Source organism: Curtobacterium sp. P97, from assembly GCF_023712445.1.
In the GTDB taxonomy this organism is placed as follows: Bacteria; Actinomycetota; Actinomycetes; order Actinomycetales; family Microbacteriaceae; genus Curtobacterium.
The window spans coordinates 84,617-109,074 of the sequence record NZ_JAMAYF010000012.1; the positions used below are offsets into that span (position 1 = coordinate 84,617).

General features: G+C 68.3%; 23 protein-coding genes and 2 tRNA genes. 14 read left to right on the forward strand and 11 right to left on the reverse strand.

The annotated features are described in order from the left end of the window. Positions 1–1,373 precede the first annotated feature (1,373 nt). From M3677_RS13630 to rpmH, 8 genes are all read right to left on the reverse strand, one after another. Positions 1,374–2,351, reverse strand: a complete 978-nt coding sequence (locus tag M3677_RS13630; protein ID WP_066657537.1) for a ParB/RepB/Spo0J family partition protein — start codon at positions 2,349–2,351, stop codon at positions 1,374–1,376. Beyond that, complete coding sequence (locus M3677_RS13635; RefSeq protein WP_066657539.1) at positions 2,351–3,244, reverse strand: ParA family protein; 894 nt, start codon at positions 3,242–3,244, stop codon at positions 2,351–2,353. The genes M3677_RS13630 and M3677_RS13635 overlap by 1 nt, the downstream gene beginning before the upstream one ends. Positions 3,245–3,324: 80 nt before the next feature. Continuing rightward, complete coding sequence (rsmG, locus tag M3677_RS13640; protein ID WP_066657540.1) at positions 3,325–3,969, reverse strand: 16S rRNA (guanine(527)-N(7))-methyltransferase RsmG; 645 nt, start codon at positions 3,967–3,969, stop codon at positions 3,325–3,327. After that, positions 3,966–4,469 carry a R3H domain-containing nucleic acid-binding protein gene (locus tag M3677_RS13645; RefSeq protein ID WP_251160818.1) on the reverse strand — a complete coding sequence of 168 codons (504 nt, stop codon included), beginning with the start codon at positions 4,467–4,469 and terminating at the stop codon, positions 3,966–3,968. The genes rsmG and M3677_RS13645 overlap by 4 nt, the downstream gene beginning before the upstream one ends. Then, on the reverse strand, positions 4,470–5,432 hold the full coding sequence (gene yidC / locus M3677_RS13650) for a membrane protein insertase YidC (protein ID WP_066658860.1): 963 nt from the start codon (positions 5,430–5,432) through the stop codon (positions 4,470–4,472). A gap of 8 nt (positions 5,433–5,440) precedes the next feature. Further along, positions 5,441–5,836 (reverse strand): membrane protein insertion efficiency factor YidD, encoded by a 396-nt coding sequence (yidD, locus tag M3677_RS13655; RefSeq protein WP_081985178.1) that lies wholly within the window; start codon positions 5,834–5,836, stop codon positions 5,441–5,443. Further along, positions 5,833–6,195: a ribonuclease P protein component gene (rnpA, locus tag M3677_RS13660; protein WP_066657545.1), complete on the reverse strand. Its 363-nt coding sequence runs from the start codon at positions 6,193–6,195 to the stop codon at positions 5,833–5,835. Before rnpA ends, yidD begins: the two co-directional genes overlap by 4 nt. A gap of 61 nt (positions 6,196–6,256) precedes the next feature. Next, a complete protein-coding gene (rpmH, locus tag M3677_RS13665; RefSeq protein ID WP_043595303.1) occupies positions 6,257–6,394 on the reverse strand; it encodes a 50S ribosomal protein L34 in 138 nt (45 codons plus the stop codon). Between the two features lie 545 nt (positions 6,395–6,939). Here rpmH and dnaA point away from each other — a divergent pair. From dnaA to M3677_RS13720, 11 genes are all read left to right on the forward strand, one after another. After that, a complete protein-coding gene (dnaA, locus tag M3677_RS13670) occupies positions 6,940–8,400 on the forward strand; it encodes a chromosomal replication initiator protein DnaA (RefSeq protein WP_235426681.1) in 1,461 nt (486 codons plus the stop codon). Between the two features lie 570 nt (positions 8,401–8,970). Further along, entirely contained in the window at positions 8,971–10,116 is a 1,146-nt protein-coding gene (gene dnaN / locus M3677_RS13675; RefSeq protein ID WP_066651122.1) for a DNA polymerase III subunit beta, read from the forward strand. A 69-nt stretch (positions 10,117–10,185) separates the two neighbouring features. Beyond that, positions 10,186–11,073 (forward strand): phosphogluconate dehydrogenase (NAD(+)-dependent, decarboxylating), encoded by an 888-nt coding sequence (gnd, locus tag M3677_RS13680; protein ID WP_066651124.1) that lies wholly within the window; start codon positions 10,186–10,188, stop codon positions 11,071–11,073. Between the two features lie 33 nt (positions 11,074–11,106). After that, positions 11,107–12,285, forward strand: coding sequence for a DNA replication/repair protein RecF (recF, locus tag M3677_RS13685; protein WP_066651126.1), 1,179 nt, complete (start codon positions 11,107–11,109; stop codon positions 12,283–12,285). Beyond that, entirely contained in the window at positions 12,285–12,785 is a 501-nt protein-coding gene (locus tag M3677_RS13690; RefSeq protein WP_251160819.1) for a DUF721 domain-containing protein, read from the forward strand. Before recF ends, M3677_RS13690 begins: the two co-directional genes overlap by 1 nt. Before the next feature lie 133 nt (positions 12,786–12,918). Beyond that, positions 12,919–14,928 (forward strand): DNA topoisomerase (ATP-hydrolyzing) subunit B, encoded by a 2,010-nt coding sequence (gene gyrB, locus M3677_RS13695; RefSeq protein ID WP_251160820.1) that lies wholly within the window; start codon positions 12,919–12,921, stop codon positions 14,926–14,928. Positions 14,929–15,059: 131 nt separating this feature from the next. Then, entirely contained in the window at positions 15,060–17,723 is a 2,664-nt protein-coding gene (gyrA, locus tag M3677_RS13700; RefSeq protein WP_066651131.1) for a DNA gyrase subunit A, read from the forward strand. Next, positions 17,716–18,123, forward strand: a complete 408-nt coding sequence (locus tag M3677_RS13705; RefSeq protein ID WP_066651132.1) for a DUF3566 domain-containing protein — start codon at positions 17,716–17,718, stop codon at positions 18,121–18,123. The genes gyrA and M3677_RS13705 overlap by 8 nt, the downstream gene beginning before the upstream one ends. 76 nt (positions 18,124–18,199) lie before the next feature. Further along, a tRNA-Ile gene (locus tag M3677_RS13710) sits at positions 18,200–18,276 on the forward strand. Between the two features lie 32 nt (positions 18,277–18,308). After that, a tRNA-Ala gene (locus M3677_RS13715) sits at positions 18,309–18,381 on the forward strand. A 124-nt stretch (positions 18,382–18,505) separates the two neighbouring features. After that, complete coding sequence (locus tag M3677_RS13720; RefSeq protein WP_251160821.1) at positions 18,506–18,700, forward strand: hypothetical protein; 195 nt, start codon at positions 18,506–18,508, stop codon at positions 18,698–18,700. Positions 18,701–19,012: 312 nt separating this feature from the next. Here the strand turns inward: M3677_RS13720 and M3677_RS13725 are convergent, their stop codons facing one another. Continuing rightward, positions 19,013–19,588 carry a hypothetical protein gene (locus M3677_RS13725; RefSeq protein ID WP_066651134.1) on the reverse strand — a complete coding sequence of 192 codons (576 nt, stop codon included), beginning with the start codon at positions 19,586–19,588 and terminating at the stop codon, positions 19,013–19,015. A gap of 116 nt (positions 19,589–19,704) precedes the next feature. Here M3677_RS13725 and M3677_RS13730 point away from each other — a divergent pair, with 116 nt between their 5' ends. Together M3677_RS13730 and M3677_RS13735 are read left to right on the forward strand one after the other, a co-directional pair. Next, positions 19,705–20,244 (forward strand): peptidylprolyl isomerase, encoded by a 540-nt coding sequence (locus M3677_RS13730; RefSeq protein ID WP_066651135.1) that lies wholly within the window; start codon positions 19,705–19,707, stop codon positions 20,242–20,244. A 5-nt stretch (positions 20,245–20,249) separates the two neighbouring features. After that, positions 20,250–21,116, forward strand: coding sequence for a rhomboid family intramembrane serine protease (locus M3677_RS13735; RefSeq protein WP_251160822.1), 867 nt, complete (start codon positions 20,250–20,252; stop codon positions 21,114–21,116). Positions 21,117–21,515: 399 nt separating this feature from the next. On the opposite strand, the gene M3677_RS13740 is transcribed toward M3677_RS13735, so the two are convergent. Continuing rightward, positions 21,516–21,770 carry a cell division protein CrgA gene (locus M3677_RS13740; protein ID WP_022907010.1) on the reverse strand — a complete coding sequence of 85 codons (255 nt, stop codon included), beginning with the start codon at positions 21,768–21,770 and terminating at the stop codon, positions 21,516–21,518. Between the two features lie 82 nt (positions 21,771–21,852). On the opposite strand from M3677_RS13740, the gene M3677_RS13745 reads away from it, so the two are divergent. Further along, the gene (locus M3677_RS13745; protein WP_066651138.1) at positions 21,853–22,497 is read left to right on the forward strand and encodes an aminodeoxychorismate/anthranilate synthase component II; all 645 of its coding nucleotides are present in this window, start codon (positions 21,853–21,855) and stop codon (positions 22,495–22,497) included. Positions 22,498–22,621: 124 nt separating this feature from the next. Here M3677_RS13745 and pknB read toward each other — a convergent pair whose 3' ends face one another. Then, the gene (gene pknB, locus M3677_RS13750) at positions 22,622–24,454 is read right to left on the reverse strand and encodes a Stk1 family PASTA domain-containing Ser/Thr kinase (protein WP_307810413.1); all 1,833 of its coding nucleotides are present in this window, start codon (positions 24,452–24,454) and stop codon (positions 22,622–22,624) included. Positions 24,455–24,458: the final 4 nt, after the last annotated feature.

Sequence of the window (24,458 nt, forward strand, 5' to 3'; positions counted from 1 at the left end):
CCTGGTTGACCCTGACAGTGGCCTACGGGCGTCGCAGGATGCATCGGGTTCGCGCTCGCACCGCCGAACGGCTTGGCTCGAGCCTCACCTGAGCCGATGCCGTCGGTCGCAGCGATCCTCGTCCTCCTCGATGAACCCCGCCAGCCCAGAGACCGTATCCCGCGGCTCGGTTCACTTCGCGCGCGTCGCGGGCCGAGCGGGGGAGGGCGGCGCTGCAGAACGACCAGTGCGGACGAGTTCGAGTAGAGCGAGACCCTTCCGACCCTGATGCAGCGCAGCCACGGGATGCGGGCCATCCGCACGACACCCTTCGCAGGTCGCCTCCCGTGGATGGTGCGGGCATCTGCATCCTCATCCCGGACGTCCCGCTACCGTCACCAGGCGGCGAGGTAGGCATCACCTGGCGCCGTCGAGGTCGTTGCACCACCGCCGATCGTCCGCGGCGCCCGACGGTACTGCCGACGGCCAGGGAGCCGTGCCGCCCGTAGCCGCAGACGGACCACTCGGGGTTGCACCTTGCGCACATCCGGGTTGGGCCGACCTACTCAGTTCGAAGTCCACAGCGCCCGCTCGATGGTGCCGCCAGCGTGAGGACGAACGATGCGCTGCCCGCTTACGGTGTGAGGTCGGGTCCTAGCTCCAAGCCACGCGGTCGTCGTCCGCCCGAGGTCCGGCGCCGCATCCGTCCCGGGTTGTTCTGATCGAACGCCGACACAAGCATCGTTGCGCCATCGCCGTCGCCAGAGAGGCCGAGCACCAAGCCGTTTCTGTCGCGCACGACCACTCGTTTGACGGGCGCACCGCCGGTACCGCAAACACGAGGATCGTGGTCGAGGTCGAGGTCGACGACCGACGCACTCGGAGGACAAGAGGGAGAGAGACCATGGAGCAGTGATGGTGCCAGCACGTCCGGTGGCCCGTCATCGCGTAGCGACCATGCGATCCGCGTACTGCCGCAGGCTCACCCCAGCTGCACTCCGCGAGCCGTACGCCGGCACAGGCTCCGATCGGTAGCACCGGAAGAACTCGGCGGCGTACGCAGCCTTCTCCAGCTTGCAGGGACAGGCAGGCAGGCAGGCAGGCACATCGTCACATCGTCGAGATGTGCAGGCCGCGAGCACCCGAGCAGCCTCGCGAGACGAGACGGCTGACCCGAACAAGCGGATCCAGACGTTTCACGTGGAACACTGCCTCAGATGGCCTTGGCGTACGCGCGAGCGCGGCTGTCGCCCTCGGCGCCTCGTCAACGCCGCCCTACGCCCCGCAGGCGGCCCAACAGGTCCGATCGGGGACTGGATGACAGGGACGCACGGTACGCCCCGCACACGGCCGCAGGGCGCCGTCCCTGCACCGACGACGGCCTCCGAGCGCGTCTAACCAGCGATGTCGCTGATGCCCAGCTCGCCGAGGATGCGGTTGAGATCATCGCCGTTCGCGAAGTCGATCGTCACCGAGCTCTTGCGAGCACCAACCGCGATCTTCACGCGCGTGTTCAACCGATCACCGATGCGCTCGGCGAGGTCGTTGAAGTGCGCCTGGCGCTTTGTCGGCTCCGCCTTCGGCTTCACCGGCGTCTTCGCCGACAACTGCTGCGCGATCGCCTCTGCGGCCCGCACGGACAGGTCCTCGTTGACGATCTTCTCGGCGAGGTACTCCATCGCCTCGGCGTCCGGCGCCGCGAGGATGGCACGCGCGTGTCCCGCGGACAGCACCCCGGCAGCGACGCGGCGCTGAACGGGGGAGGGCAACCGGAGCAGACGGATCGTGTTCGTGATCTGCGGACGCGACCGGCCGATACGCTGCGCGAGTTGCTCCTGCGTGATCCCGAAGTCCGCGAGCAGCTGCTGGTACGCCGACGCCTCTTCCAGCGGATTGAGCTGTGCACGATGCAGGTTCTCGAGCAGCGCATCCCGAAGCATGGCGTCATCAGGGGTGTCCTTGACGATCGCGGGAATGGTCGCGAGCCCGAGCTCCTTCGTGGCACGCAGACGACGCTCGCCCATGATGAGCTCGTACTGCGCCTCGGTTCCGGATGCGCCGGCGATCGGACGGACGACGATGGGCTGGAGCACACCGATCTCGCGGATCGAGTGGACGAGCTCCTGGAGCTCCTCCTCGCGGAACTCCTTGCGCGGCTGCTGTGCGTTCGGCACGACGTCGAGCGGATTGAGGTTCGCCAGACGTGCGCCGGGAACGGCGACGAGGTCCTCAGCGGTCGCACCGGCGGAGGGCGCCGAGGCCGGGGAGCCGCCGGTCGGGAAGAACACGTCGACGGGCCGGTCCTGCTGGTCCGACGCCGTCGGGATCAGGGCGCCGATGCCTCGTCCGAGTCCAGTTCGCTTAGGTGCCATCAGTCCTGCGCTCCTCGTGCTGCGATCTCGGCGGCTGCCTCGAGGTACGAGAGCGAGCCCGACGAGTTGACGTCGTACGACACGACGCTCTGTCCGTAACTCGGTGCTTCGCTGACGCGCACCGACCGGGGGATCACGGCCTTCAGCACCTGCTCGCCGAAGTGCTCACGGACATCCGCTGCAACCTGGTTGGACAGGTTCGTGCGTCCGTCGAACATCGTGAGCAGGATCGTCGACACCCGGAGGTTCGGGTTGAGGTGCCGTTCGATCAGCTCGATGTTCCGCAGGAGTTGGCTGAGGCCCTCGAGCGCGTAGTACTCGGTCTGGATCGGGATCAGCACCTCCTGCGCGGCGACGAATGCGTTGATCGTCAGGAGGCCGAGCGAAGGCGGGCAGTCGATGAAGACGTAGTGGTACGGCTCCTCGAGCGACGACAGGTACTGGTCGAGCGCCGTGCGCAACCGCTGCTCGCGCGCCACGAGGGAGACGAGTTCGATCTCCGCGCCCGCCAGGTGGATGGTCGCCGGGACACACCAGAGCGTCTCGGACTCTGGCGATCGTTGAACAGCATCGGCGATCGGCGCCTCGTCCACGATCACGTCGTAGACGCTGGTCACTTCGGCCTGGTGCTCGACCCCGAGCGCGGTCGAAGCATTGCCCTGCGGATCGAGGTCGATCACCAGGACACGGGCACCACCGTGCGCGAGGGCAGCCGCGAGGTTCACCGTGGTGGTCGTCTTCCCGACGCCACCCTTCTGGTTCGACACGGTGAACACGCGAGTCTTCGCGGGGAGCGGGAACTGCTGCGTGGCGATCGCTCGCCGCCGCCGGTTGAGGTCAGCGATCTCGCGAGCCAGGGGCGTCGACGAGTCGTAGTCGGTCGATGAACTCAACGAAGACCTCTTCCCCGGGTCAGTGTTCCACGTGGAACGTCGGGCTTTCTGGTCCAGCACAGCCGGACCCAGCCGCGGCGTCAGTCAACTGTAGCCCGGAAGACTCGCGTGGTCTCCTCGACCACACCGTCTCCGAGCTCGAGCACCTCGACATCGGCCAGGCGCTTCCGGAGGATCACCTTCCGAGCCTTCTCGATCTCTTCGTCGACCCGCGCACCCTTCATCAGGATGAGCTGACCGCCCGACCGCACCAGCGGGACCGTGAGCGGGATGAGCTTCGACAGCGCACTCACCGCACGAGCCGTGACCTGGTCGACGACGACCGAGTCTGCGACGTCCTCGGCCCGCCCGCGGAGGACGGTGACGTTCCCCAGCCCGAGTCGCTCGGATTCGGCGTTCAGCCAGTCGCAGCGACGCTCCATCGGTTCGATGAGCGTGAAGGAGACGTCGGGACGGGCGATCGCGAGCACCAGGCCAGGCAGCCCTGCTCCGGAACCGACGTCCGCGACGCGACCATCGGCCTCCAGGAGCGGCGCGAGCAAGACAGAGTTGAGGATGTGTCGCGTCCACAGGCGGGGGAGTTCGAGGGGTCCGATGAGGCCCAGTTCCTCGCCGCGACGAGCGAGCTCGGCCGTGAAGGACCGCGCGACCTCGATCCGGTCGCCGAACAGCTGCGCAGCGGCAGCCGGCTCCCGCTCGAGGACCGGCGTGACCTCGTCGGTCATCGCCTGACGACCGTGTGGCGGTCTCGTCCCTCGCCCTCGGACTCCGAGTGGAAGCCCTTCTCGGCAACCAGGTCGTGCACGAGCTTGCGCTCGTAGGACGACATCGGGGGGAGCGCCGCCGACGTCGAACCGCTCTCGATGCGCTCGACAGCGGTGTCGACCAGACGCTGGAGCTCCGTCGCTCGGGCGTCACGCGAGCCACCGACGTCCAGGATGAGGCGGCTGAACTCGCCGGTCTCGGCCTGCACGGCGATGCGGGTCAGCTCCTGCAGGGCCGACACCGTGTCCGGCTTCGAGAGCACCCGCAGCGCGCCGCCCTCGTCGCTCACGGACAGGTACACCCGTCCGCCACGCTCCTCGATCTCGATGTCCCCGTCGAGGTCGCAGATGTCGAGGAGTTCCTCGATGTAGTCCGCCGCGATGTCCGCTTCGTCGCGGACCTCGTCGGTCTCGGTCTCCGCCGCGGCGTCGACGGTGGGTGCGGTGTCCTGCTCGGTCACTTACTTCTTCCCGTTCTTCTTGGAGCGGTTCTTGCCGACGGGCTGCTGACGCTGCGTGGTCACGCGGACGGGCTCGACCTCGACCGCGGTGGAGCCAGCGCCGGCCTCGGCGAGCACCGGGGTGCCGCGACGCTGGGCCTTCTTGGCCAGGCGGGCCTCACGGGCGAGTGCGGCCTCGGAACCCGGGGTCGGCATGCTGCGGATGACGAAGTACTGCTGCGCCATCGTCCAGATGTTGGAGGCCAGCCAGTAGAACATGACGCCGAGGGGGAAGCTCAGACCCGAGATCACGAACACCAGCGGGAGGATGTACAGCATCATCTTCTGCTGGCGGTACATCGGCGACGCCTTCGTCTCCGGCGACATGTTCTTCGCCACGAGCTGCAGCTGGGTGACGAACTGCGATGCGGTCATCACGACGATCATGAAGCCCGCGATGACCCGGACCTCCCACCCGGAGGCGTTCGTGAAGGTCTCGTGCAGGGGAGCGCCGAACAGGGCCGCGTTGCCGAAGTCCTGCGCCAGGGTGTTCGTGAGCAGACCGATGCCGGTCTTGTTGATCTGCGCCTCGTGCAGCACCGAGTACAGCGAGAAGAAGATCGGCATCTGGATGAGCAGCGGCAGGCAGGAGCTCAGCGGGTTCGTCCCGGTCTCCTTGTAGAGGGCCATGGTCTCGCGGCTCATGGCCTCACGCGAGAACTGGTCCTTCTTGCCCTTGTACTTGTCCTGGATCTTCTTCAGCTGCGGCGCCACCTCGAGCATGCGTCGCTGCGACTTGATCTGCCGGACGAAGATCGGGATGAGCGCGGCCCGCACCACGAAGGTGAGGAAGATGATCGACAGCACCCAGGTGATGCCGGCCGACGGGTCCATGCCGATCGACTCGAAGATCCAGTGGAAGGCCACGAGGATCGCCGAGACCACCCACTTCAGTGGCCAGAGGATCGTTCCGATGAAGTCCATGAGGACGGTCACGCCTTTCGAGTGCGCTGGGGGAGCAGGACCGGACGACGGGCATCGCCGGACGGCTGGGGGTGCAGCTGGGACGGGGGGAGCACGAACCCGAACCGGGTCAGGCGGTAGGGACGGCGGCGGTCACGCACGTCGTCGATCCCGCCTGCGGCCCACGGGTTGCACCGCGCGATCCGCCAGGCCCCCATCGCCGACCCGCGCACGACGCCGTACTGCTGGATGGCCTCGAGCGCGTACCGTGAGCACGACGGGTGGTAGCGGCAGACGTTCCCGTACAGGGGAGAGATGACCGCGCGGTAGGCGCGCAGCACGACGACGCACACGTTGCGCGGGAGCAACGCGACGACCCAGGCCAGTCGGTTCAACGCCAGCCGGGTCCACTGGATGCGGTTCATGCTGCCTTCTCCACCCCGCGCGCGAAGGAGCGCGAGACGTCTCCGAGCAGGCTAGGCCATCCGGCCTGCGCCGCGGCTGGCAAGGCCCTGATGACCACGTCGTGGCCGGTCGGCACCTCGGTCAGCAGATCGTGGGCGATCGCCTTGAACCGACGTCGCACCGTGTTGCGGGTGACGGCGTTGCCGACCGTCTTCGCGACGATGAACCCGAAGCGGGTCGGGTCGTCCGGACCGGGCTCGGCCCCGACGGGTCGACGGACCACGGATACGACGACGTGCGCCGTGGCGCTCCTGCGACCACGACGCACGACGGACCGGTAGTCCTCACCGCGGACGATGCGGTTGGCGCGAGCCAACACGATCGCTACCGGGTTCCGATTCGGGACCGGATCAGGCGCTGCCCCGAGGGGCGCAGCCCGATCAGGCGCTGAGCTCGGTGCGGCCCTTGCCGCGGCGCGCGGCCAGGATGGCGCGGCCGGCACGGGTGCGCATGCGGGCGCGGAAGCCGTGCTTCTTGGCGCGACGACGGTTGTTCGGCTGGAAGGTGCGCTTGCTCATGATGATCTCCACACGGCTGCGCTCGAGGACGGGCTCAGCGCGAGCCGACACGTATGTCTGGACAGCCGCTCGACGAGGCCGAACGACACGATGGGCGCGACCAGGTGGCCGCAGTCAACTGGTTAACGGTACGTGACAGCGGCGGTGAGGTCAAACGGCGACGACGGCCGCCCTCGTCCGAGGTGAGCGCACGATCATCATCCACATTGGGGAAAACGTGCGTTCGGTACGACTCGGTCGGACCCTTTACAGTGGTGTGATCGATCGGCCCGTTCCGCGGAGCGACGGGGGAGTCACCTCACCGTCCGCAGCCGGGCCACCGTGGACAGGACTGTGGACAACCCTGTGGATCACCGCCACGGCGTGACGGCGGTCCGGCCCGTGGATCGGCCGCGCCGGACACCACTCGCGGAGCGGCACCGACCCGGCGCGCCGGAGTCCCGCCGTTCCGGGCACCGAGCACCGAGCACCGAGCACCACGGCACGGGACCGGCGCCACGACACCAGCACACCGACACCAGACCAGGAGACCAGCGCGAATGACGATGCCGGCCGACCCCGTCGAGGACCTCTGGTCCTCCGTCCTGGGCCTCCTCTCCGAGGACGACCGCATCACCCCGCAGCTGCACGGCTTCCTCAACCTGGTCGAACCGAAGGGCGTGCTCGCCGGCACCCTCTACCTCGAGGTCCCCAACGACCTGACACGGGGCATGCTCGAGCAGCGGATCCGCGTCCCGATCACCGAGGCCGTGTCGCGGGTCGGTGACGACTCGGTCGCGAACTTCGCCATCACGGTGAACCCGGACATGGCGTCGGAACCGCGGGTCGAGGCGGTCGTCCCGAGCCACGTCCCCGAGTACGCGGAGCCGGTGCAGGCGCCGGTGGAGCAGAGCGCGGCACCCCGCCAGTACATCGAGGCACCGTTCGTCCCGAGCCAGATCGACTCCCCGGGCACCGGTGGTCGCCCCGAGTCACGACTCAACCCGAAGTACAACTTCGACAACTTCGTCATCGGCTCGTCGAACCGCTTCGCCCACGCCGCCGCGGTCGCGGTCGCCGAAGCTCCGGCCAAGGCGTACAACCCGCTCTTCATCTACGGCGACTCCGGTCTCGGCAAGACGCACCTCCTCCACGCGATCGGCCACTACGCCGAGAGCCTCTACCCGGGCATCCGTGTCCGGTACGTGTCGAGCGAGGAGTTCACCAACGACTTCATCAACTCGATCGCGAACAACCGGTCGAACCAGTTCCAGCAGCGCTACCGCGACATCGACATCCTGCTGATCGACGACATCCAGTTCCTGCAGGGGAAGGACTCCACGCAGGAGGCCTTCTTCCACACGTTCAACACGCTGCACGACCACAACAAGCAGGTCGTGATCACGTCGGACGTCGCGCCGAAGCACCTGACCGGCTTCGAGGACCGGATGCGCTCGCGGTTCGAGTGGGGCCTCATCACGGACGTGCAGGCGCCGGACCTCGAGACGCGCATCGCGATCCTGCGCAAGAAGGCGCAGTCCGACCACCTGCAGGTCCCCGACGACATCCTCGAGTTCATGGCGTCGAAGGTCTCGAGCAACATCCGTGAGCTCGAGGGGACGCTCATCCGCGTCACCGCGTTCGCGAGCCTGAACCGGACGGCCGTCGACATGGCCCTGGTGCAGACGGTCCTCAAGGACCTGATCACCCTCGACGACGACAACGTGATCGCGCCGACGGACATCATCAACCACACCGCGGAGTACTTCAAGCTCTCGGTCGACGACCTGTACGGCTCGTCCCGGTCGCAGGCGATCGCGACCGCGCGGCAGATCGCCATGTACCTGTGCCGTGAGATGACGAGCCTGTCGCTGCCGAAGATCGGGCAGCTGTTCGGCAACCGCGACCACACCACGGTCATGTACGCGAACAAGAAGATCACCGAGCTGATGAAGGAACGACGGTCGATCTACAACCAGGTCACCGAGCTGACGAGCCGCATCAAGCAGGACCGCCGCTACCGCTGACGCGGACGCGAGCAGGACGCGGACGCGAGCAGGACGCGGACGAGAGCAGCTGACGGACGGGAGGCACGGTGCGACACGGCACCGTGCCTCCCGTCCGTCGTCTCCCCTCGACCCGACATCCGTCGCACCGGTGTCCGACCGGGAGGCCCGCCCCACGGCCCGGGATCGGCCCGCCTCGGCGCGCATCCACCATCTGAGACGGTTCCATGCGCCGAGTTTCCCCCAGTGTGGAAAGCCTGTGGATAACTGTGGAGGACACGCGGTCCGGTTGTTCACAGTTCTGTACCCACCTGTGGAGACTGGGGATGGAAGCGGATAGATGAGATTTGTTCATCCAGACGCTGCCAACACGGGACTCACAACTCACACGTGTGTAGTTCCCTGTGGAGAAGCGGGATGCACAGAGTTATCCACACTGTGCACAGGCGTTAACACCATTGATCCTGGTTAACGATGAAGTTCCGCGGGCCAACCTTGTGGACGGCGGGATGACAAGAAATCCGGGCCCTGCTCCGCTGTGCCACAATGGGGCGGCCGGACAGTCCGCACCGATCGACAGGGGTCCCAGCTGTGAAGTTCGAGGTCAACCGGGACGTCTTCTCCGAAGCCGTCTCCTTCGCGGTGAAGCTCCTCCCACAGCGCACGACCCTCCCGATCCTGTCCGGAGTCCTCATCCACGCCGAGGGCGATCGGCTCACGCTGTCGTCGTTCGACTACGAGGTCTCGGCGCAGACCTCGATCACGGCGCAGATCGACGAACCGGGCACCGTGCTCGTCTCCGGCCGTCTGCTCAACGACATCTCGAGCCGACTCCCGAACGCCCCGGTGACCTTCACCACCGAGGACACGAAGATCTCCGTCACCTGCGGATCGGCGCACTTCACGCTGCTGTCCATGCCGGTCGAGGAGTACCCGACGCTGCCGGAGATCGGTGAGCAGACCGGGGTCGTCCCCGGCGACGCCTTCTCCGAGGCCGTGTCCCAGGTGGCCGTCGCCGCGAGCCGCGACGACGTCACCCCGGTCATCACGGGTGTGCAGCTCGAGGTCGGCGACAACGACCTGTCGCTCATCGCGACCGACCGCTACCGCGTCGCGGTCCGCACGATCGCGTGGGACTCCGGTCGTGTCGGATCCGACCCGCTGCACGCGCTCGTCCCCGCCCGCACCCTGCAGGAGGTCGGCCGCACGTTCGGGTCGGCGTCCACGGTGTCGGTCTCGATCAGCGGGTCGTCGGACCGCGAGCTGATCGCGTTCCACGCCGACGACAAGACCGTGACCTCGCTGCTCATCAAGGGCAACTACCCGCCGGTCCGCCGGCTCTTCCCCGAGACGGTGAACGACCACGCGGTGATCAACACCGCTGAACTCGTCGAGGCCGTCCGACGGGTCTCCCTCGTCCTGGAGCGCGAAGCGGCGCTCCGGTTCTCCTTCTCGGTCGACGGGCTCACGCTCGAGGCGATCGGATCCGAACAAGCGCAGGCGTCAGAGTCGATCAGTGCGTTGCTGACCGGGGAGGAAACGGTGGTCTCGCTGAAGCCCGCCTTCCTCCTGGACGGGTTGAACGCGGTGCACTCCGAGTTCGTCCGCATCTCCTTCACCAAGACGGAGAACCCCAACAAGCCGGGTCCGGTGCTCATCACCGGGCAGACCTCGCAAGAGGCCGCGGCGACGGACGGATACCGGTACCTGCTGCAGCCCAATCTCCTGCTGCGATAGCGCAACAGCCGTACCACTGCGCTGACGCGCCTCTGGCCACCAGCGCGACGACGAACAGAAGAGGAAATCATGCACATCGGTCTTGTCGGCCTCGGTCGCATGGGCAACAACATGCGTGCCCGTCTCCGCAACGCAGGCATCGAGGTCACCGGGTACGACGCGAACCCCGCCGTCTCCGACGTCGCGGACCTCGGCGCCCTGGCAGCCGCACTGCCCGAGGGCAAGAAGCTCGTGTGGGTCATGGTCCCGCACGGCAAGATCACCGACGACGTGATCACGGACCTCGCCGGCGTCCTGGGTGAGGGCGACCTCGTCATCGACGGTGGCAACTCGAAGTGGCTGGACGACACGATCCACGCCGAGCAGCTCGACGCCAAGGGCATCCGGTACATGGACGCCGGTGTCTCCGGTGGTGTCTGGGGCAAGGACAACGGCTACGGCCTGATGGTCGGTGGCGCCCCCGAGGACGTCGAGTTCGCCATGCCGGTCTTCGACGCGCTCCGCCCCGAGGGCCCCCGCGAGGAGGGCTTCTCGCACGCCGGCCCCGTCGGCGCCGGTCACTACGCCAAGATGGTCCACAACGGCATCGAGTACGCGATCATGCAGGCGTACGGCGAGGGCTACGAGCTCCTCGAGGCCAAGGACATCATCAAGGACGTCCCCGCGGTCTTCGCCGGGTGGCAGCGCGGCACCGTCGTGCGCTCCTGGCTGCTCGACCTGATGGTCCTCGCGCTGAACGAGGACCCGAAGCTCGACGCCATCGAGGGCTACGTCGACGACTCCGGCGAGGGCCGTTGGACGGTGGAGGAGGCCATCGAGCACGCCGTGCCGATGCCGACCATCTCCGCGTCGATCTTCGCGCGCTTCGTCTCGCGTCAGGGCAGTGCGTCCCCGACGATGAAGGCCGTCGCGGCCCTGCGCAACCAGTTCGGCGGTCACGCCGTGAAGAAGGCGTAGTTCAGGTCACCACCTGAGCTCGTCCCGGCCCGCGTGCACGTCGACCACCTGCAACTCACCGACTTCCGGAACTACCGGGAGGCGGACGTCGACCTCGCACGCGGGCCGAACCTGTTCGTCGGGCGGAACGGACAGGGCAAGACCAACCTGGTCGAGGCGATCGGCTACCTGTCGACCCTCGGGTCGCACCGGGTCCCGACCGACGCCGCCCTCGTCCGTCAGGGCTGCGACGCCGCGATCGTGCGCGCTCGACTGGCGCACGAGGACCGCAGCATCCTGGCCGAGGTGCAGATCAACCGCACCGGGTCGAACCGCGCGCAGGTCAACCGGGCCGCGATCAAGCCCCGCGAACTGCCGCGGTACTGCACCAGCGTGCTCTTCGCCCCCGAGGACCTGGCCCTCGTCCGCGGTGAGCCCTCGGGCCGTCGGCGCATGCTCGACGAGCTGCTCGGCCAGATCGCACCCCGGATGCAGGGCGTGCTCGCCGACTACGACCGGACGCTCAAGCAGCGGAACACCCTGCTGAAGTCGGCACGGGCGACCGGTGCGCGGTCCGGCTCCCTCGCGACGCTGGACGTCTGGGACGACCGGCTCGTCGCGTTCGGTTCCGAGATCATCGCGGCCCGCGACCACCTCACCCGTCGGCTCGCGCCGTTCGTCACGGAGGCCTACGCCACGGTCGCGGGCGAACGGCACGAGGCGACCATCTCGGGTGTGCTCAGCGTGCGCGGCGGTGACCCCGAGGACGCTGCCGCGACCGACCCGGTGCTCGGGACGCCGGACGAACCGGTGTCCGTCGCCGCTGCGGCCGAGGCCTTCCGTGGTGCGCTCGAGCGTCGGCGGCGGGACGAACTCGACCGCGGACTGACCCTCGTCGGGCCGCACCGCGACGACGTGCTCTTCCAGCTGAACGGGTTACCTGCGCGCGGGTACGCCAGCCACGGCGAGTCGTGGTCGTTCGCCCTCGCGATCAAGCTCGCCGGAGCCGCGGTGCTCCGGGCGGAGTCGACGCTCGGCGACCCGATCATCATCCTCGACGACGTGTTCGCCGAGCTCGACGAGTCACGGCGTGAACGGTTGGCGGGGGCGGTCGCCGACTACGAGCAGGTGCTCATCACCGCCGCGGTGTTCGGGGACGTGCCCGACCAGCTCGCCGCCCACACCGTCCGGATCGAGGCGGGCACGATCGTGACGGACGAGGCTCGCGCCTGATGCCCAAGCCGTGGAAGCCCTCCGAGCCCTCGCGGGTGTACCGGCACCTGCGCGCCGTGTTCGGCGACCCGTCCCTCCGCACCGTCGACGCCCGACGTCGCCGGTCCCGCGAGCTCGACGCCGACACGGTCCCGTACGGCAAGGGTCGCGAACCCCGCGAGCTCGGCGACGTGGTCGGCGCGCTGGCCCAGGAACTCGGGTGGTCGGAGCCGTTGGCGCGCTCGGAGCTCTTCGTCGACTGGCCCGCCGTGGTGGGCGACGAACTCGCGAAGCACTCGCGCCCGATGACGATCGACGACGGCACGCTCGTCATCCGCTGCGACTCGACGGCGTGGGCGACGCAGCTCCGTCTGATGCGCGCGACCGTGACGACGACGATCGCCGAGCGGCACCCGGGAGCGGGCGTGCAGTCGATCCGGGTTTCCGGCCCGGACGTCCCCACCTGGAAACGCGGTCCCAGGACCGTCCAGGGGCGTGGTCCTCGCGACACCTACGGTTGACGCGACGAAATCGTCCTCGGGGATGAAGAACACCCGTCCAGCGGGCGGATGAGCCCCGTGGAGAGGGGCTCCTGCGGTAGACTGGCGAGTGCAGTGTGCGGGCGTTCCGCGCGCAGGCAGGAGCAATCCCGACATGGCATCAGAATCTGACGACGACCGGACGATCCCGCAGGACGAGACCGAGCAGGCTCCACCGACGGAACCATCGTACGGCGCAGACCAGATTCAGGTGCTGGAGGGGCTCGAGGCGGTCCGCAAGCGCCCGGGCATGTACATCGGCTCGACGGGTCCGCGCGGTCTCCACCACCTGGTGCAGGAGATCGTCGACAACTCCGTCGACGAAGCACTGGCCGGCTACTGCGACACGATCGACGTCACCATCCGCGAGGACGGCGGCGTCCGCGTGGTCGACAACGGCCGTGGCATCCCGGTCGACACCCACGCGGCCGAGGGCGTCTCGACGCTCCAGGTCGTCCTCACCGTCCTGCACGCCGGCGGCAAGTTCGGTGGCGGCGGGTACGCGGTGTCCGGTGGTCTGCACGGCGTGGGCTCCTCCGTCGTGAACGCCCTGAGCTCCGAGCTCGACGTCGAGGTCCGCCGCCAGGGCCACGTCTGGCGCCAGAGCTACACCGACGGCGTCCCGGTCGCCCCCGTCTCGAAGGACGAGGAGACCGACGTGACCGGCACCACGATCACGTTCTGGCCGAACGCCGACATCTTCGAGACCGTCGAGTTCGACTACGAGACGCTGCGCACGCGCTTCCAGCAGATGGCCTTCCTCAACAAGGGCCTCCGCATCAACCTCACCGACGAGCGCACCCCGGACGAGGGCGAGGAGTCGCGCCGTGACTCCTTCCGCTACGAGCGCGGGCTGCCCGACTACGTCGAGTACCTCAACGCGCAGAAGAAGGCCGACCTCGTCCACCCCGACGTCATCGCGATCGAGGCCGAGGACACCGAGCGCAAGATCGCGCTCGAGATCGCCATGCAGTGGAACACCTCCTACCAGGAGAGCGTCCACACCTTCGCGAACACGATCAACACGCACGAGGGCGGCACTCACGAAGAGGGCTTCCGTGCGGCCCTGACGAGCCTGGTCAACCGGTACGCCCGCGAGACCAAGATCATCAAGGAGAAGGACGACAACCTCACGGGTGACGACATCCGCGAAGGGCTGACAGCCGTCATCTCCGTGAAGCTCGGCGAGCCGCAGTTCGAGGGCCAGACGAAGACCAAGCTCGGCAACACCGAGGCGAAGTCGTTCGTGCAGCGCGTCGTCGGCACCGAGCTCACCCACTGGTTCGAGAGCAACCCGTCCCAGGCGCGCGACGTCGTGCGGAAGGCGATCCAGGCGTCGCAGGCCCGGCTCGCCGCCCGCAAGGCCCGCGAGACCACCCGGCGCAAGGGGCTGCTCGAGTCGGGCGGCATGCCCGGCAAGCTCAAGGACTGCCAGTCGAAGGACCCGACGCTGTCGGAGATCTTCATGGTCGAGGGCGACTCCGCCGGTGGTTCCGCCGTGCAGGGTCGCAACCCCATGACCCAGGCGATCCTGCCGCTGCGCGGCAAGATCCTCAACGTCGAGAAGGCCCGTCTCGACCGCGCCCTGGCCAACCAGGAGATCCAGTCGATGATCACGGCGTTCGGCGCCGGCATCGGCGAGGACTTCGACCCGGACAAGGCCCGGTACCACAAGATCGTGCTGATGGCCGATGCCGACGTCGACGGCCAGCACATCACGACGCTGCTGCTCACGCTGCTCTTCCGCTACATGCGTCCGCTCATCGAGCGTGGGTACGTGTACCTCGCACAGCCGCCGCTGTACCGCCTGAAGTGGTCGAACGCGGCGCACGAGTACGTGTTCAGCGACCGGGAGCGCGACGCCCTGATGCAGGCGGGCATGGCCGCCGGCAAGCGCATCCCGAAGGACAACGGGATCCAGCGCTACAAGGGTCTGGGCGAGATGGACTACAAGGAGCTCTGGGACACCACGATGAACCCGGACACCCGCACGCTCCTGCAGGTCACGCTCGAGGACGCCGCCGCGGTCGACAGCGTCTTCGCGACGCTGATGGGTGAGGACGTCGAGTCGCGACGCCAGTTCATCCAGCAGAACGCCAAGGACGTCCGCTTCCTCGACATCTAGTACCGGTCTGGAGGCGCGGTGCCAGCCGCGTCGACCAGTCCCGACCCCCTGTGGTCGCGCCCGGCGCGACCGACGGAACCAGTGCCTCCCGGCCGACGACCGGAGGGCCACCAGAAAGGTGACCAAGCCACATGGCTGACGACAACGAGAACGGCGCCGACGAGCAGCCCGAGATCGTGCACGGCGAGGTAGGCGACATCGTGGTCTCCGGCGACCGCATCTCGCAGGTCGACCTGCAGCTCGAGATGCAGCGGTCGTACCTCGACTACGCGATGTCCGTCATCGTCGGACGTGCGCTGCCGGAGGTCCGTGACGGCCTGAAGCCGGTCCACCGCCGCGTCATCTACGCGATGTTCGACGGCGGCTACCGGCCGGACCGGGCGTTCTCGAAGTGCTCCCGCGTCGTCGGCGACGTCATGGGCCAGTTCCACCCGCACGGCGACAGCGCGATCTACGACGCGCTCGTCCGCCTCGTGCAGCCGTGGTCGCTCCGGTACCCGCTCGCGCTCGGCCAGGGCAACTTCGGGTCCCCGGGCAACGACGGCGCCGCAGCCCCGCGGTACACCGAGACCAAGATGGCACCGCTCGCCATGGAGATGGTCCGGGACATCGACGAGGACACCGTCGACTTCCAGGACAACTACGACGGCCGCACGCAGGAGCCGTCGATCCTGCCGGCGCGCTTCCCGAACCTGCTCGTCAACGGATCGGTGGGCATCGCGGTCGGCATGGCCACGAACATCCCCCCGCACAACCTGCGCGAGGTCGCCGAGGGCGCCCAGTGGGCGCTCGCACACCCGGACGCGACGCGCGAGGAGCTCCTCGGCGCGCTCATGCAGCGGATCAAGGGCCCGGACTTCCCGACCGGCGCGCAGATCCTCGGCACGAAGGGCATCCAGGACGCCTACCGCACCGGTCGTGGCTCGATCACGATGCGCGCGGTCGTCAACGTCGAGGAGATCCAGGGCCGCACGTGCCTGGTCGTCACCGAGCTGCCGTACCAGGTGAACCCGGACAACCTGGCGATCCGCATCGCCGAGGGCGTGAAGGACGGCAAGCTCGCCGGCATCGCGGACATCCGCGACGAGACCTCCGGCCGCACCGGTCAGCGCCTGGTCATCGTGCTGAAGCGCGACGCGGTGGCGAAGGTCGTGCTCAACAACCTGTACAAGCACACGCAGCTGCAGGAGAACTTCGGCGCGAACATGCTCGCCATCGTCGACGGGGTGCCGCGCACGCTGTCGCTCGACGGCTTCATCTCGGCATGGGTCGACCACCAGATCGACGTCATCGTCCGCCGTACCCAGTACCGGCTCCGCGAAGCCGAGAAGCGCGCGCACATCCTGCGCGGCTACCTCGCGGCGCTCGACGCCCTCGACGAGGTCATCGCGCTCATCCGTCGGTCGCCCGACGTCGAGGAGGCGCGGACCGGCCTGATGGACCTGCTGTCCGTCGACGAGATCCAGGCACGCGCGATCCTCGAGCTGCAGCTCCGCCGCCTGGCCGCCCTCGAGCGCCAGAAGATCCACGACGAGGCCGAGGAACTCGAGCGCAAGATCGCCGACTTCCAGGACATCCTGGCGTCGGAGACCCGGCAGCGCACGATCATCGGCGACGAGCTCGCCGAGATCGTCGACCGCTTCGGGGACGACCGTCGCAGCGAGATCATGCTCGGCTACGACGGTGACATGTCCATCGAGGACCTCATCCCGGAAGAGGAGATGGTCGTCACCATCACCCGCGGCGGGTACGTCAAGCGCACGCGGAGCGACAACTACCGGTCGCAGCACCGCGGCGGTCGCGGCGTCAAGGGTGCGCAGCTCCGCGCGGACGACATCGTCGAGCACTTCTTCGTCACGACGACCCACCACTGGCTGCTCTTCCTCACCGACCAGGGTCGCGTGTACCGCGCCAAGGCGTACGAGCTGCAGGAGGCGAGCCGTGACGCCAAGGGGCAGCACGTCGCCAACCTGCTCGCCATGCAGCCCGACGAGCAGATCCAGCAGGTGCTCGACATCCGCGACTACGAGGCGGCGCAGTACCTCGTGCTCGCGACCGAGCAGGGTCTGGTCAAGAAGACCGCGCTGACCGAGTACGACACCAACCGCACCGGCGGCATCATCGCGATCAACCTCCGCGAGGGCGACAAGCTCCGCCAGGCGCTGCTCGTCGACGAGACCGACGACCTGCTGCTCGTGTCGAAGCACGGCATGTCGCTCCGCTTCACGGCGACCAACGACACCCTCCGTCCGATGGGCCGGTCGACCTCCGGCGTGAAGGGCATGTCCTTCCGCGGCGACGACGCACTGCTCGCCGCACGTGTGGTGTCGGACGACGGCTACGTGTGGGTGATGACCGAGGGCGGCTACGCCAAGCGCACCTCGGTCGACCAGTACCGGGTGCAGGGCCGCGGTGGTCTCGGCATCAAGGTGGCCAAGCTGGCCGCCGATCGGGGCGACCTCGTGGGGGCGCTCATCGTCGGCGAGGACGACGAGGTGCTCGTCGTGCTGCAATCGGGCAAGGTGGTAAGGTCTGCCGTGTCCGAGGTGCCCGCCAAGGGTCGCGACACGATGGGTGTGGTCTTCGCGAGGTTCGCGGAGAACGACCGGATCATCGCGGTGGCCCGGAACAGCGAGCGGAACCTGGATGACCAGGACGACGCCGACCCCGAGATCGAGCCTGCGGGCCCGGTGGAGACGGTGAGCCCTGACGAAGCGGCCCCCGAACCCGCCGACCCCGCCGACACCGAGCCTGTCGAGGACGAGGCCGGAGAGGACCAGTCGAACAATGAGTAGTGTCGCCGAGAAGCTCCAGAAGAAGGCGAAACGTCCCAGCGGTACCCGGCAGGTCCGCCTGCGTCTGGTGTACCTCGACTTCTGGTCGATGGTGAAGCTGAGCTTCCTCATCGCGCTCGCCGGTTCGATCGTGATCATCGTCGCGACCGCGCTGGTCTGGGTCATCCTCAACCAGACCGGTGTGTTCACCCAGATCGACGCCCTGCTCAAGGACGTCACCGGGCAGAACAGCTACTCGATCATGGACCAGTTCTCGCTCGGGCAGGTCCTCGGGTTCTCGGTCGTGGTGGGCATCCTCAACGTGGTCGTCGGCACCGTGCTCGGCGCGATCGTGAGCGTCCTCTACAACCTCAGTGTGCGGATCACGGGCGGCCTGCTCGTGGGCTTCACGAACAACTGACACACCCGGGCCGGACGGCAGTCGCCTCTCGATTTCGTTCTCCGAGATCGGTACGGTAGGCTTTCATCTGGTCTGAGGGGCTATAGCTCAGGCGGTTAGAGCGCTTCGCTGATAACGAAGAGGTCCAAGGTTCAAGTCCTTGTAGCCCCACCACTTCCCACCGGGACCAGTACGCTGGTCCTCACGGGGCCTTAGCTCAGTTGGTAGAGCGCCTGCTTTGCAAGCAGGATGTCGGGAGTTCGATTCTCCCAGGCTCCACTCCCTCAGGGCGGATACTGCTCCGCTCGTTCCCCGCTCCGCCGGTTTCGGTCGTCGTGTTCGTCGGCGCCTCCGGCGCACCGCTCCGCGATGGTCGCCTTCTTCCGGGCGTTGCCGCTGCGGGATGGTCGCCTCGGTCGTCTTCGGGCGTGAGGTGTCGCCGCTCGGGGTGGTCGTCTTCGGGCGTGAGGTGCTGCCGCTGCGGGCGTTCGGCCCGGCGCTGGCGCACGACATGCCGTCAGTGGTGCTTCGACGCGGCATGTCGTGGCACCTGTGCGAGCGACGGCGGCATGTCGCGCGACGGCGCATCAGCGGCTGACGGAATGAGGGCGTGCCTCCAGTCTGTGGCTGGGGCTGAGGCCGGGCCTGTGCCTGAGGCTGGGACCGGTGCTGTGCCTGAGGCTGAGGCTGGGGCTGCCGAGCGGGCAGGACGTGCCGCGTGCGGGGCGTCGGGAGGGTTCTTCTCGTCGAGTCTCGGCGGTGAGCGGGCCGTATGTCTCCCGTTCGGGGCTCGGGGCTCGGGGCAGGTGGCACGGGGCCGGGGCCGGGGCAGGTTCTGCGGCGTGCGGGACGGCCGGGGACGACGAAGGGCCCCGGCGCGGTGCCGGGGCCCTTCGTACGAACCGGGAGGTCAGGCGGCGGGCTTCTCCGCCGTGTCGGCGTCGTCGGCGACCCACAGGTCGTCGTCGGCGCGGAGCGTCTGGTAGGCGGCGTACGCGGCACCGGCAACGGCGACCACACCGACGACGATGAGGGCGACCCCACCGAACCCGAGGCCCTTCTTCTGCTGCCCCGGCGTGTACTTCGCCGCGGCCTTCTTCGCCTTCTTGCCCTTCTTCTGGGCGTCCTTCACGATCTTCTTGACGCGCGGGTCCTTCGCGAGGTCCTTCACGCTCATCACCGAACCAGCGGTCGCCACGAGGCCGGGGACGACCTCGGTCTGGAAGCGGTGCGACGCGCTGTGCGCGGCCGAGGTCGCTGCGTGCACGCCCGTCGCGACGGCGGGACGGATCCCGTTGTCGATCGCGTTCTGCACGCGGGGGGCGATGTCCTTGCGGGCTGCGTCAGCAGCGTGCGAGCGGGCCTCGGCGAGGATCGCGTTCGCGTGCTCGAGGACCTTGCGCTGCTCGCCGAGGAGCGAGGCCGTCTTGCCCTTGAGCTTCTTGATCTGCTTCCGACGCTTGCGCGGGATCTCGATCGTCGTCATCTGGTACCTCCATCGGATCGGCGTGACCCCATCCTGCCACCGAGCACCCTGACAGGTCACGGATCGTCGGCTGTGTGATCCGTGTCACCGTCAGGAGTGCATGCGAGAATCGACACATGTCTCTGCACACCGCTGTCGCAACGATCCACACGAACAAGGGCGACATCCGCGTCAACCTGTTCGGCAACCACGCTCCGAAGACCGTCAAGAACTTCGTCGACCTCGCGACCGGCAAGCAGGAGTGGACGCACCCCGGCACGGGCAAGGTCTCGACCGACAAGCTCTACGACGGTGTCGTCTTCCACCGCATCATCAAGGACTTCATGATCCAGGGCGGCGACCCGCTCGGTCAGGGCATCGGTGGTCCGGGCTACCGCTTCGACGACGAGATCCACCCGGAGCTCACCTTCCAGGAGCCGTACATCTTCGCGATGGCGAACGCCGGCATCCAGGGCGGGCGCGGCACGAACGGCTCGCAGTTCTTCATCACGACCGTGGCGACCCCCTGGCTGCAGGGCAAGCACACCATCTTCGGTGAGGTCGCCGACGACGAGTCGCGCGCGGTCGTCGACGCGATCGAGGGCGTCCCGACCGACGGTCGCGACAAGCCCGTCGAGGACGTCGTCATCGAGAGCATCGACGTCGAGGACGTCTGAACCCGGTGACCGACCAGGCCCCGGGGCGGGACAACTACTGCTACCGGCACCCGGACCGGCAGAGCTTCATCCTGTGCCAGCGGTGCGGGCGGACGATCTGCACCGAGTGCCAGACGCCGGCGGCCGTCGGCGTGCACTGCCCGGAGTGCGTGCGTGAACAGCGCGCGCAGTTCCAGGCGAACCGTCGTGCCTCCGGGGCCCCGGGCGGCCTGACCGTCGCCCGTCGTCGGTTCGCGATGATGGACCAGAAGGCGACCACGGTGATCATCGCCGTGTCGGTCGTGATCTGGCTGCTGAACCTGCTGTCCGGCAACGTCGTCAACCAGTGGCTCAGCTACTGGACGCCGTTGGTCGGGACACAGCCGTGGCGCCTCGTCACGGGGCTGTTCGTCCACTCGTCGATCTTCCACATCGGGTTCAACATGCTCGCGGTGTTCATCTTCGGGCGGATCCTCGAGAACCTCCTCGGCACGTGGCGCTTCGTCGCGCTGTACTTCCTGGCGGGCCTCGGCGGTGACCTCGCGGTGTCCCTGCTGACCCCCGGTACGCCGGTGGTCGGTGCCTCGGGTGCGATCTTCGGGCTGTTCGCGGCGTTCTTCGTGATCCAGCGCAGCCTCGGCTACAACGCCGTCCAGCTGCTCGTCATCATGGGGCTCAACCTCGTCGTCGGCTTCCTGCCCGGGACCAACATCTCGTGGCAGGCCCACGTCGGTGGCATCGTGCTCGGGTTCGTCACGGGCTTCGTCTTCTCGAAGACCCGGAACGTCCGGCAGCGTGGCCTGCAGATCGGGCTCCTCGTCGCCGAAGCGGTCCTGCTCGTGGCCGGGATCGGCGCCGCGTACATCAGCATCGGTGGCTACGCGATCGGCTGACGAGTCCGCCGCCGCTCAGGACGCCCCGTCCCACCACAGTGTGGGGCGGGGCGTTCTGCGTCTCCGGAGGCCGCTTTCCACAGCCGTGCGGTGAGTTCTCCACAGTTGGGGACAACTCGGTGAGTTACACGGGTGTGATTATCCCCACTGTGGACGGGCCTGTGGACAACTCGGGGGCGAGGGTGTGGATGGTCGTGTGGAAAGTGTGGACAACTGTGGAGAACGTGGTCCCGGGTGTGGACGGATGCGTCGGGGCGCTGTCGGGCTTGTGGAGAGCGAGCCGGGACCCGGGCCGGGCCGGGCCGGGCCGGGCCGGGACAGTCCGGGACAGGCCGGGACGAACGACGACGCCCGCCGTACCGGGCGGTACGACGGGCGTCGGGAGATGCTGGGCGGCGGTCAGCGCCACCGCGTGGTCATGAGGAACCCGATGAACATGATCCCGAAGCCGATCAGGATGTTCCACGACCCGAGCGACGGTACGGGCAGCGTCGTGTTCGAGATGTAGAAGACGATGACCCAGGCCAGCCCGATGAGCATGAAGCCGAACATGACCGGCTTGAACCACACGGGGTTGGGCTGGTCGCCCGCCGTGTCGACCGAGTCGGCTCGGGTCCTCCGGGCGGGCTTGGTGCGGTCCTTGTCCTTGGCCATGGCCGGTATCCTACCGTGACCACGTCTGTGGGAAGACCCTCAGCAGCCCGCGCACATCCCCCACGAGTACGGTGATCCGACCATGACCAAGATCCTCGTCGTCGACAACTACGACAGCTTCGTCTACACGCTCAACGGCTACCTGCAGCAGCTCGGCGCGGACACCGACGTCGTCCGGAACGACGCGTTCCCCGAGGACGAGATCGCCGAGCGCATCGCCGACTACGACGGTGTGCTGCTCTCGCCCGGGCCGGGCACCCCCGCGGACGCCGGTGTCTCGATCCCCACCGTGCGTGCGGCCGTCGACGCCGAGACCCCGCTGCTCGGCGTGTGCCTCGGGCACCAGGCGATCGCTGAAGCCATGGGCGCCACGGTGACCCACGCCGAGGAACTCATGCACGGGAAGACCTCGCAGGTCGACCACGACGACAGCGTGCTCTTCGCCGGTGTCCCGCACCCGTTCACCGCCACGCGGTACCACTCGCTCGCGATCGTCGACGGGACGGTGCCCGACGAGCTCACCGTCACGGCGCGGACCGCAGGTGGGGTGATCATGGGCGTGCAGCATCGTGACCACCCGGTGTACGGCGTGCAGTTCCACCCGGAGTCCGTCCTCACCGAGGGCGGGTACCGGATGGTCGGCAACTGGCTCGAGACCACCGGTCTGACCGGTGCTGCCGAGCGGGCCGCAGCGCTCAACCCGCTGATCGCCGAACACCGGTCCTGACGCCGGAGCGGTACGACCGCCGACGCGTCCGGTGACCACCGGCGCAGGCGACGTCCGCGGGGATGCTGCCGCGTGCCTCCAGGCCGACGGACGGACGCCCGCCGCAGCCGACGTGACGGACGGACTACTGTCCGGCGCCGCCGCCCTGGACGGTCCCGCTGCCGCCGCCACCGTCGCTGCCGCTGTCGTCGCCACCCCGGTCGGGGACGGACGGCGCCTGCGACGGCCGCTGTGCCGAGGCTGCGCAGTACGTCAGCGTGATGGTGCTGCCCTGCGCGACGTCGCCCTGCGGCACGCTCTGCTGCACCACGGTGCTGCCCGTGCAGGTGTACGTCGGGGACGCCACGACCTTCAGCCCGAGGTTCGCGAGTGCCTCGTTGGCGGCGCTGATCGGCTGCTGCGTGACGTCCGGCATCTGCACCTTGCCGTTGGAGACCGTCAGGTTGACGACGGAACCCTTCGTCAGCTGCGTGCTGCTGCCCGGGTCGCTGCTCATCACGGTGCCCTCGGGCACGTCGCTCGAGTAGTCGCTGTTGATCGCTCCGACCGCGAACCCGGCGTCCTTCAGGGCCTGTTCCGCCGCGTCCTGCGTCTGGTTGGCGACGTCCGGGACGGCGACCTGCTCCGGTCCCAGGGAGACGACGACGCGGATGCTCTGCTTGCGGGCGACGTTCGTGCCCTCCCCGGGCTCGGTGCGGATGACCGTGTCCTTGGCGACGTCGTCGGAGTTCTCGCCGACCTCGACGGCGCTGAGGTCTCGCTTCTCGAGTTCGGTCCGCGCCGAGTCCCACGTGGCGCCGACGACGTTCGGTACGGACACCGACGACGACACCGGTGCCTTGCCGGGCTGCAGGTTCGCGACGAAGAACACCACGCCCGCGATGACGGCGGCGGTGAGGATGATGCCGAGCCAGATCCAGGCGACCGGAGGGCGGTTCTGCGTGCGCTGGGGTCGGTGGTCAGCGGCGTCGTCGTCGAGCTCGCGGAACGCCACGGCAGGGTTCGAGGTCGTGCGGGGGTTCACGCCGAAGAGCATCGTGGACGCGTCGTGTGCCGCGTTCTGCTGGAGCGTGCGCGTGGACACCGGGACCTTGCCGGCGGCGGCCTGCTGCAGGTCGGTCCGGAAGTCCGCGGCGGTCTGGAACCGACGGGTGCGGTCCTTCACCAGGGCGTGCAGCGTCACCGCGTCGAGCGCCGGGGACACCTCGGGCACGAGCGTGGAGGGCGCGACCGGCTGCTCGCTCACGTGCTGGTAGGCCACGGCCACCGGGGAGTCGCCGACGAAGGGCGGGCGGCCGGTGAGCAGCTCGAAGAGCAGCACGCCGGTCGAGTACAGGTCGGTCCGGGCGTCGACGGTCTCACCGCGGGCCTGCTCCGGCGAGAAGTACGAGGCCGTCCCGAGGATCGAGGTCGTCTGCGCGACCGTCGCGGACGTGTCGGTGATGGCACGGGCGATGCCGAAGTCCATCACCTTGACCTGGCCGCTGTGCGTCACCATGACGTTCGCGGGCTTGATGTCGCGGTGCACCACGCCGGCGCGGTGCGAGTACTCGAGGGCGGTGAGGATCCCCTCGGTGATGCGGACCGCCTCGGCCGGGTCGAGCGGGCCGTCGTCGAGCACGTCGGAGAGTGCGCGACCGTCGACGTGCTCCATGACGATGTAGGGCACCTGGACCTGGGCGCCGGAGGGCTCGGTGACCGTCTCCTCGCCCGCGTCGTAGACGCGCACGATCGTCGGGTGCGCCATGCGGGCCGCCGCCTGGGCCTCCTGCCGGAAGCGGATCCGGAAGGTCGGGTCCGTGGCGAGGCTCGGCTTGAGGAGCTTCACCGCCACCTTGCGACCGAGTCGCGTGTCGGTGCCCACGTGCACCGTCGCCATGCCCCCACGACCGATGACGTCACCGATCTCGTAGCGGTCGGCGAGGAGCGTGATCCCCGCGGTCACACCTTCTGGCACGTAC

What these genes read in the sequence shown, in the direction of transcription:
- M3677_RS13630 (WP_066657537.1), bottom strand. Translation starts at nt 2,351, where the DNA reads ATGGCACCTAAGCGAACTGGACTCGGACGAGGCATCGGCGCCCTGATC.
- rsmG (WP_066657540.1), bottom strand. Translation starts at nt 3,969, where the DNA reads ATGACCGACGAGGTCACGCCGGTCCTCGAGCGGGAGCCGGCTGCCGCT.
- yidC (WP_066658860.1), bottom strand. Translation starts at nt 5,432, where the DNA reads ATGGACTTCATCGGAACGATCCTCTGGCCACTGAAGTGGGTGGTCTCG.
- yidD (WP_081985178.1), bottom strand. Translation starts at nt 5,836, where the DNA reads ATGAACCGCATCCAGTGGACCCGGCTGGCGTTGAACCGACTGGCCTGG.
- rpmH (WP_043595303.1), bottom strand. Translation starts at nt 6,394, where the DNA reads ATGAGCAAGCGCACCTTCCAGCCGAACAACCGTCGTCGCGCCAAGAAG.
- dnaA (WP_235426681.1), top strand. Translation starts at nt 6,940, where the DNA reads ATGCCGGCCGACCCCGTCGAGGACCTCTGGTCCTCCGTCCTGGGCCTC.
- gnd (WP_066651124.1), top strand. Translation starts at nt 10,186, where the DNA reads ATGCACATCGGTCTTGTCGGCCTCGGTCGCATGGGCAACAACATGCGT.
- M3677_RS13690 (WP_251160819.1), top strand. Translation starts at nt 12,285, where the DNA reads ATGCCCAAGCCGTGGAAGCCCTCCGAGCCCTCGCGGGTGTACCGGCAC.
- gyrB (WP_251160820.1), top strand. Translation starts at nt 12,919, where the DNA reads ATGGCATCAGAATCTGACGACGACCGGACGATCCCGCAGGACGAGACC.
- gyrA (WP_066651131.1), top strand. Translation starts at nt 15,060, where the DNA reads ATGGCTGACGACAACGAGAACGGCGCCGACGAGCAGCCCGAGATCGTG.
- M3677_RS13705 (WP_066651132.1), top strand. Translation starts at nt 17,716, where the DNA reads ATGAGTAGTGTCGCCGAGAAGCTCCAGAAGAAGGCGAAACGTCCCAGC.
- M3677_RS13720 (WP_251160821.1), top strand. Translation starts at nt 18,506, where the DNA reads ATGGTCGCCTCGGTCGTCTTCGGGCGTGAGGTGTCGCCGCTCGGGGTG.
- M3677_RS13725 (WP_066651134.1), bottom strand. Translation starts at nt 19,588, where the DNA reads ATGACGACGATCGAGATCCCGCGCAAGCGTCGGAAGCAGATCAAGAAG.
- M3677_RS13730 (WP_066651135.1), top strand. Translation starts at nt 19,705, where the DNA reads ATGTCTCTGCACACCGCTGTCGCAACGATCCACACGAACAAGGGCGAC.
- M3677_RS13740 (WP_022907010.1), bottom strand. Translation starts at nt 21,770, where the DNA reads ATGGCCAAGGACAAGGACCGCACCAAGCCCGCCCGGAGGACCCGAGCC.
- M3677_RS13745 (WP_066651138.1), top strand. Translation starts at nt 21,853, where the DNA reads ATGACCAAGATCCTCGTCGTCGACAACTACGACAGCTTCGTCTACACG.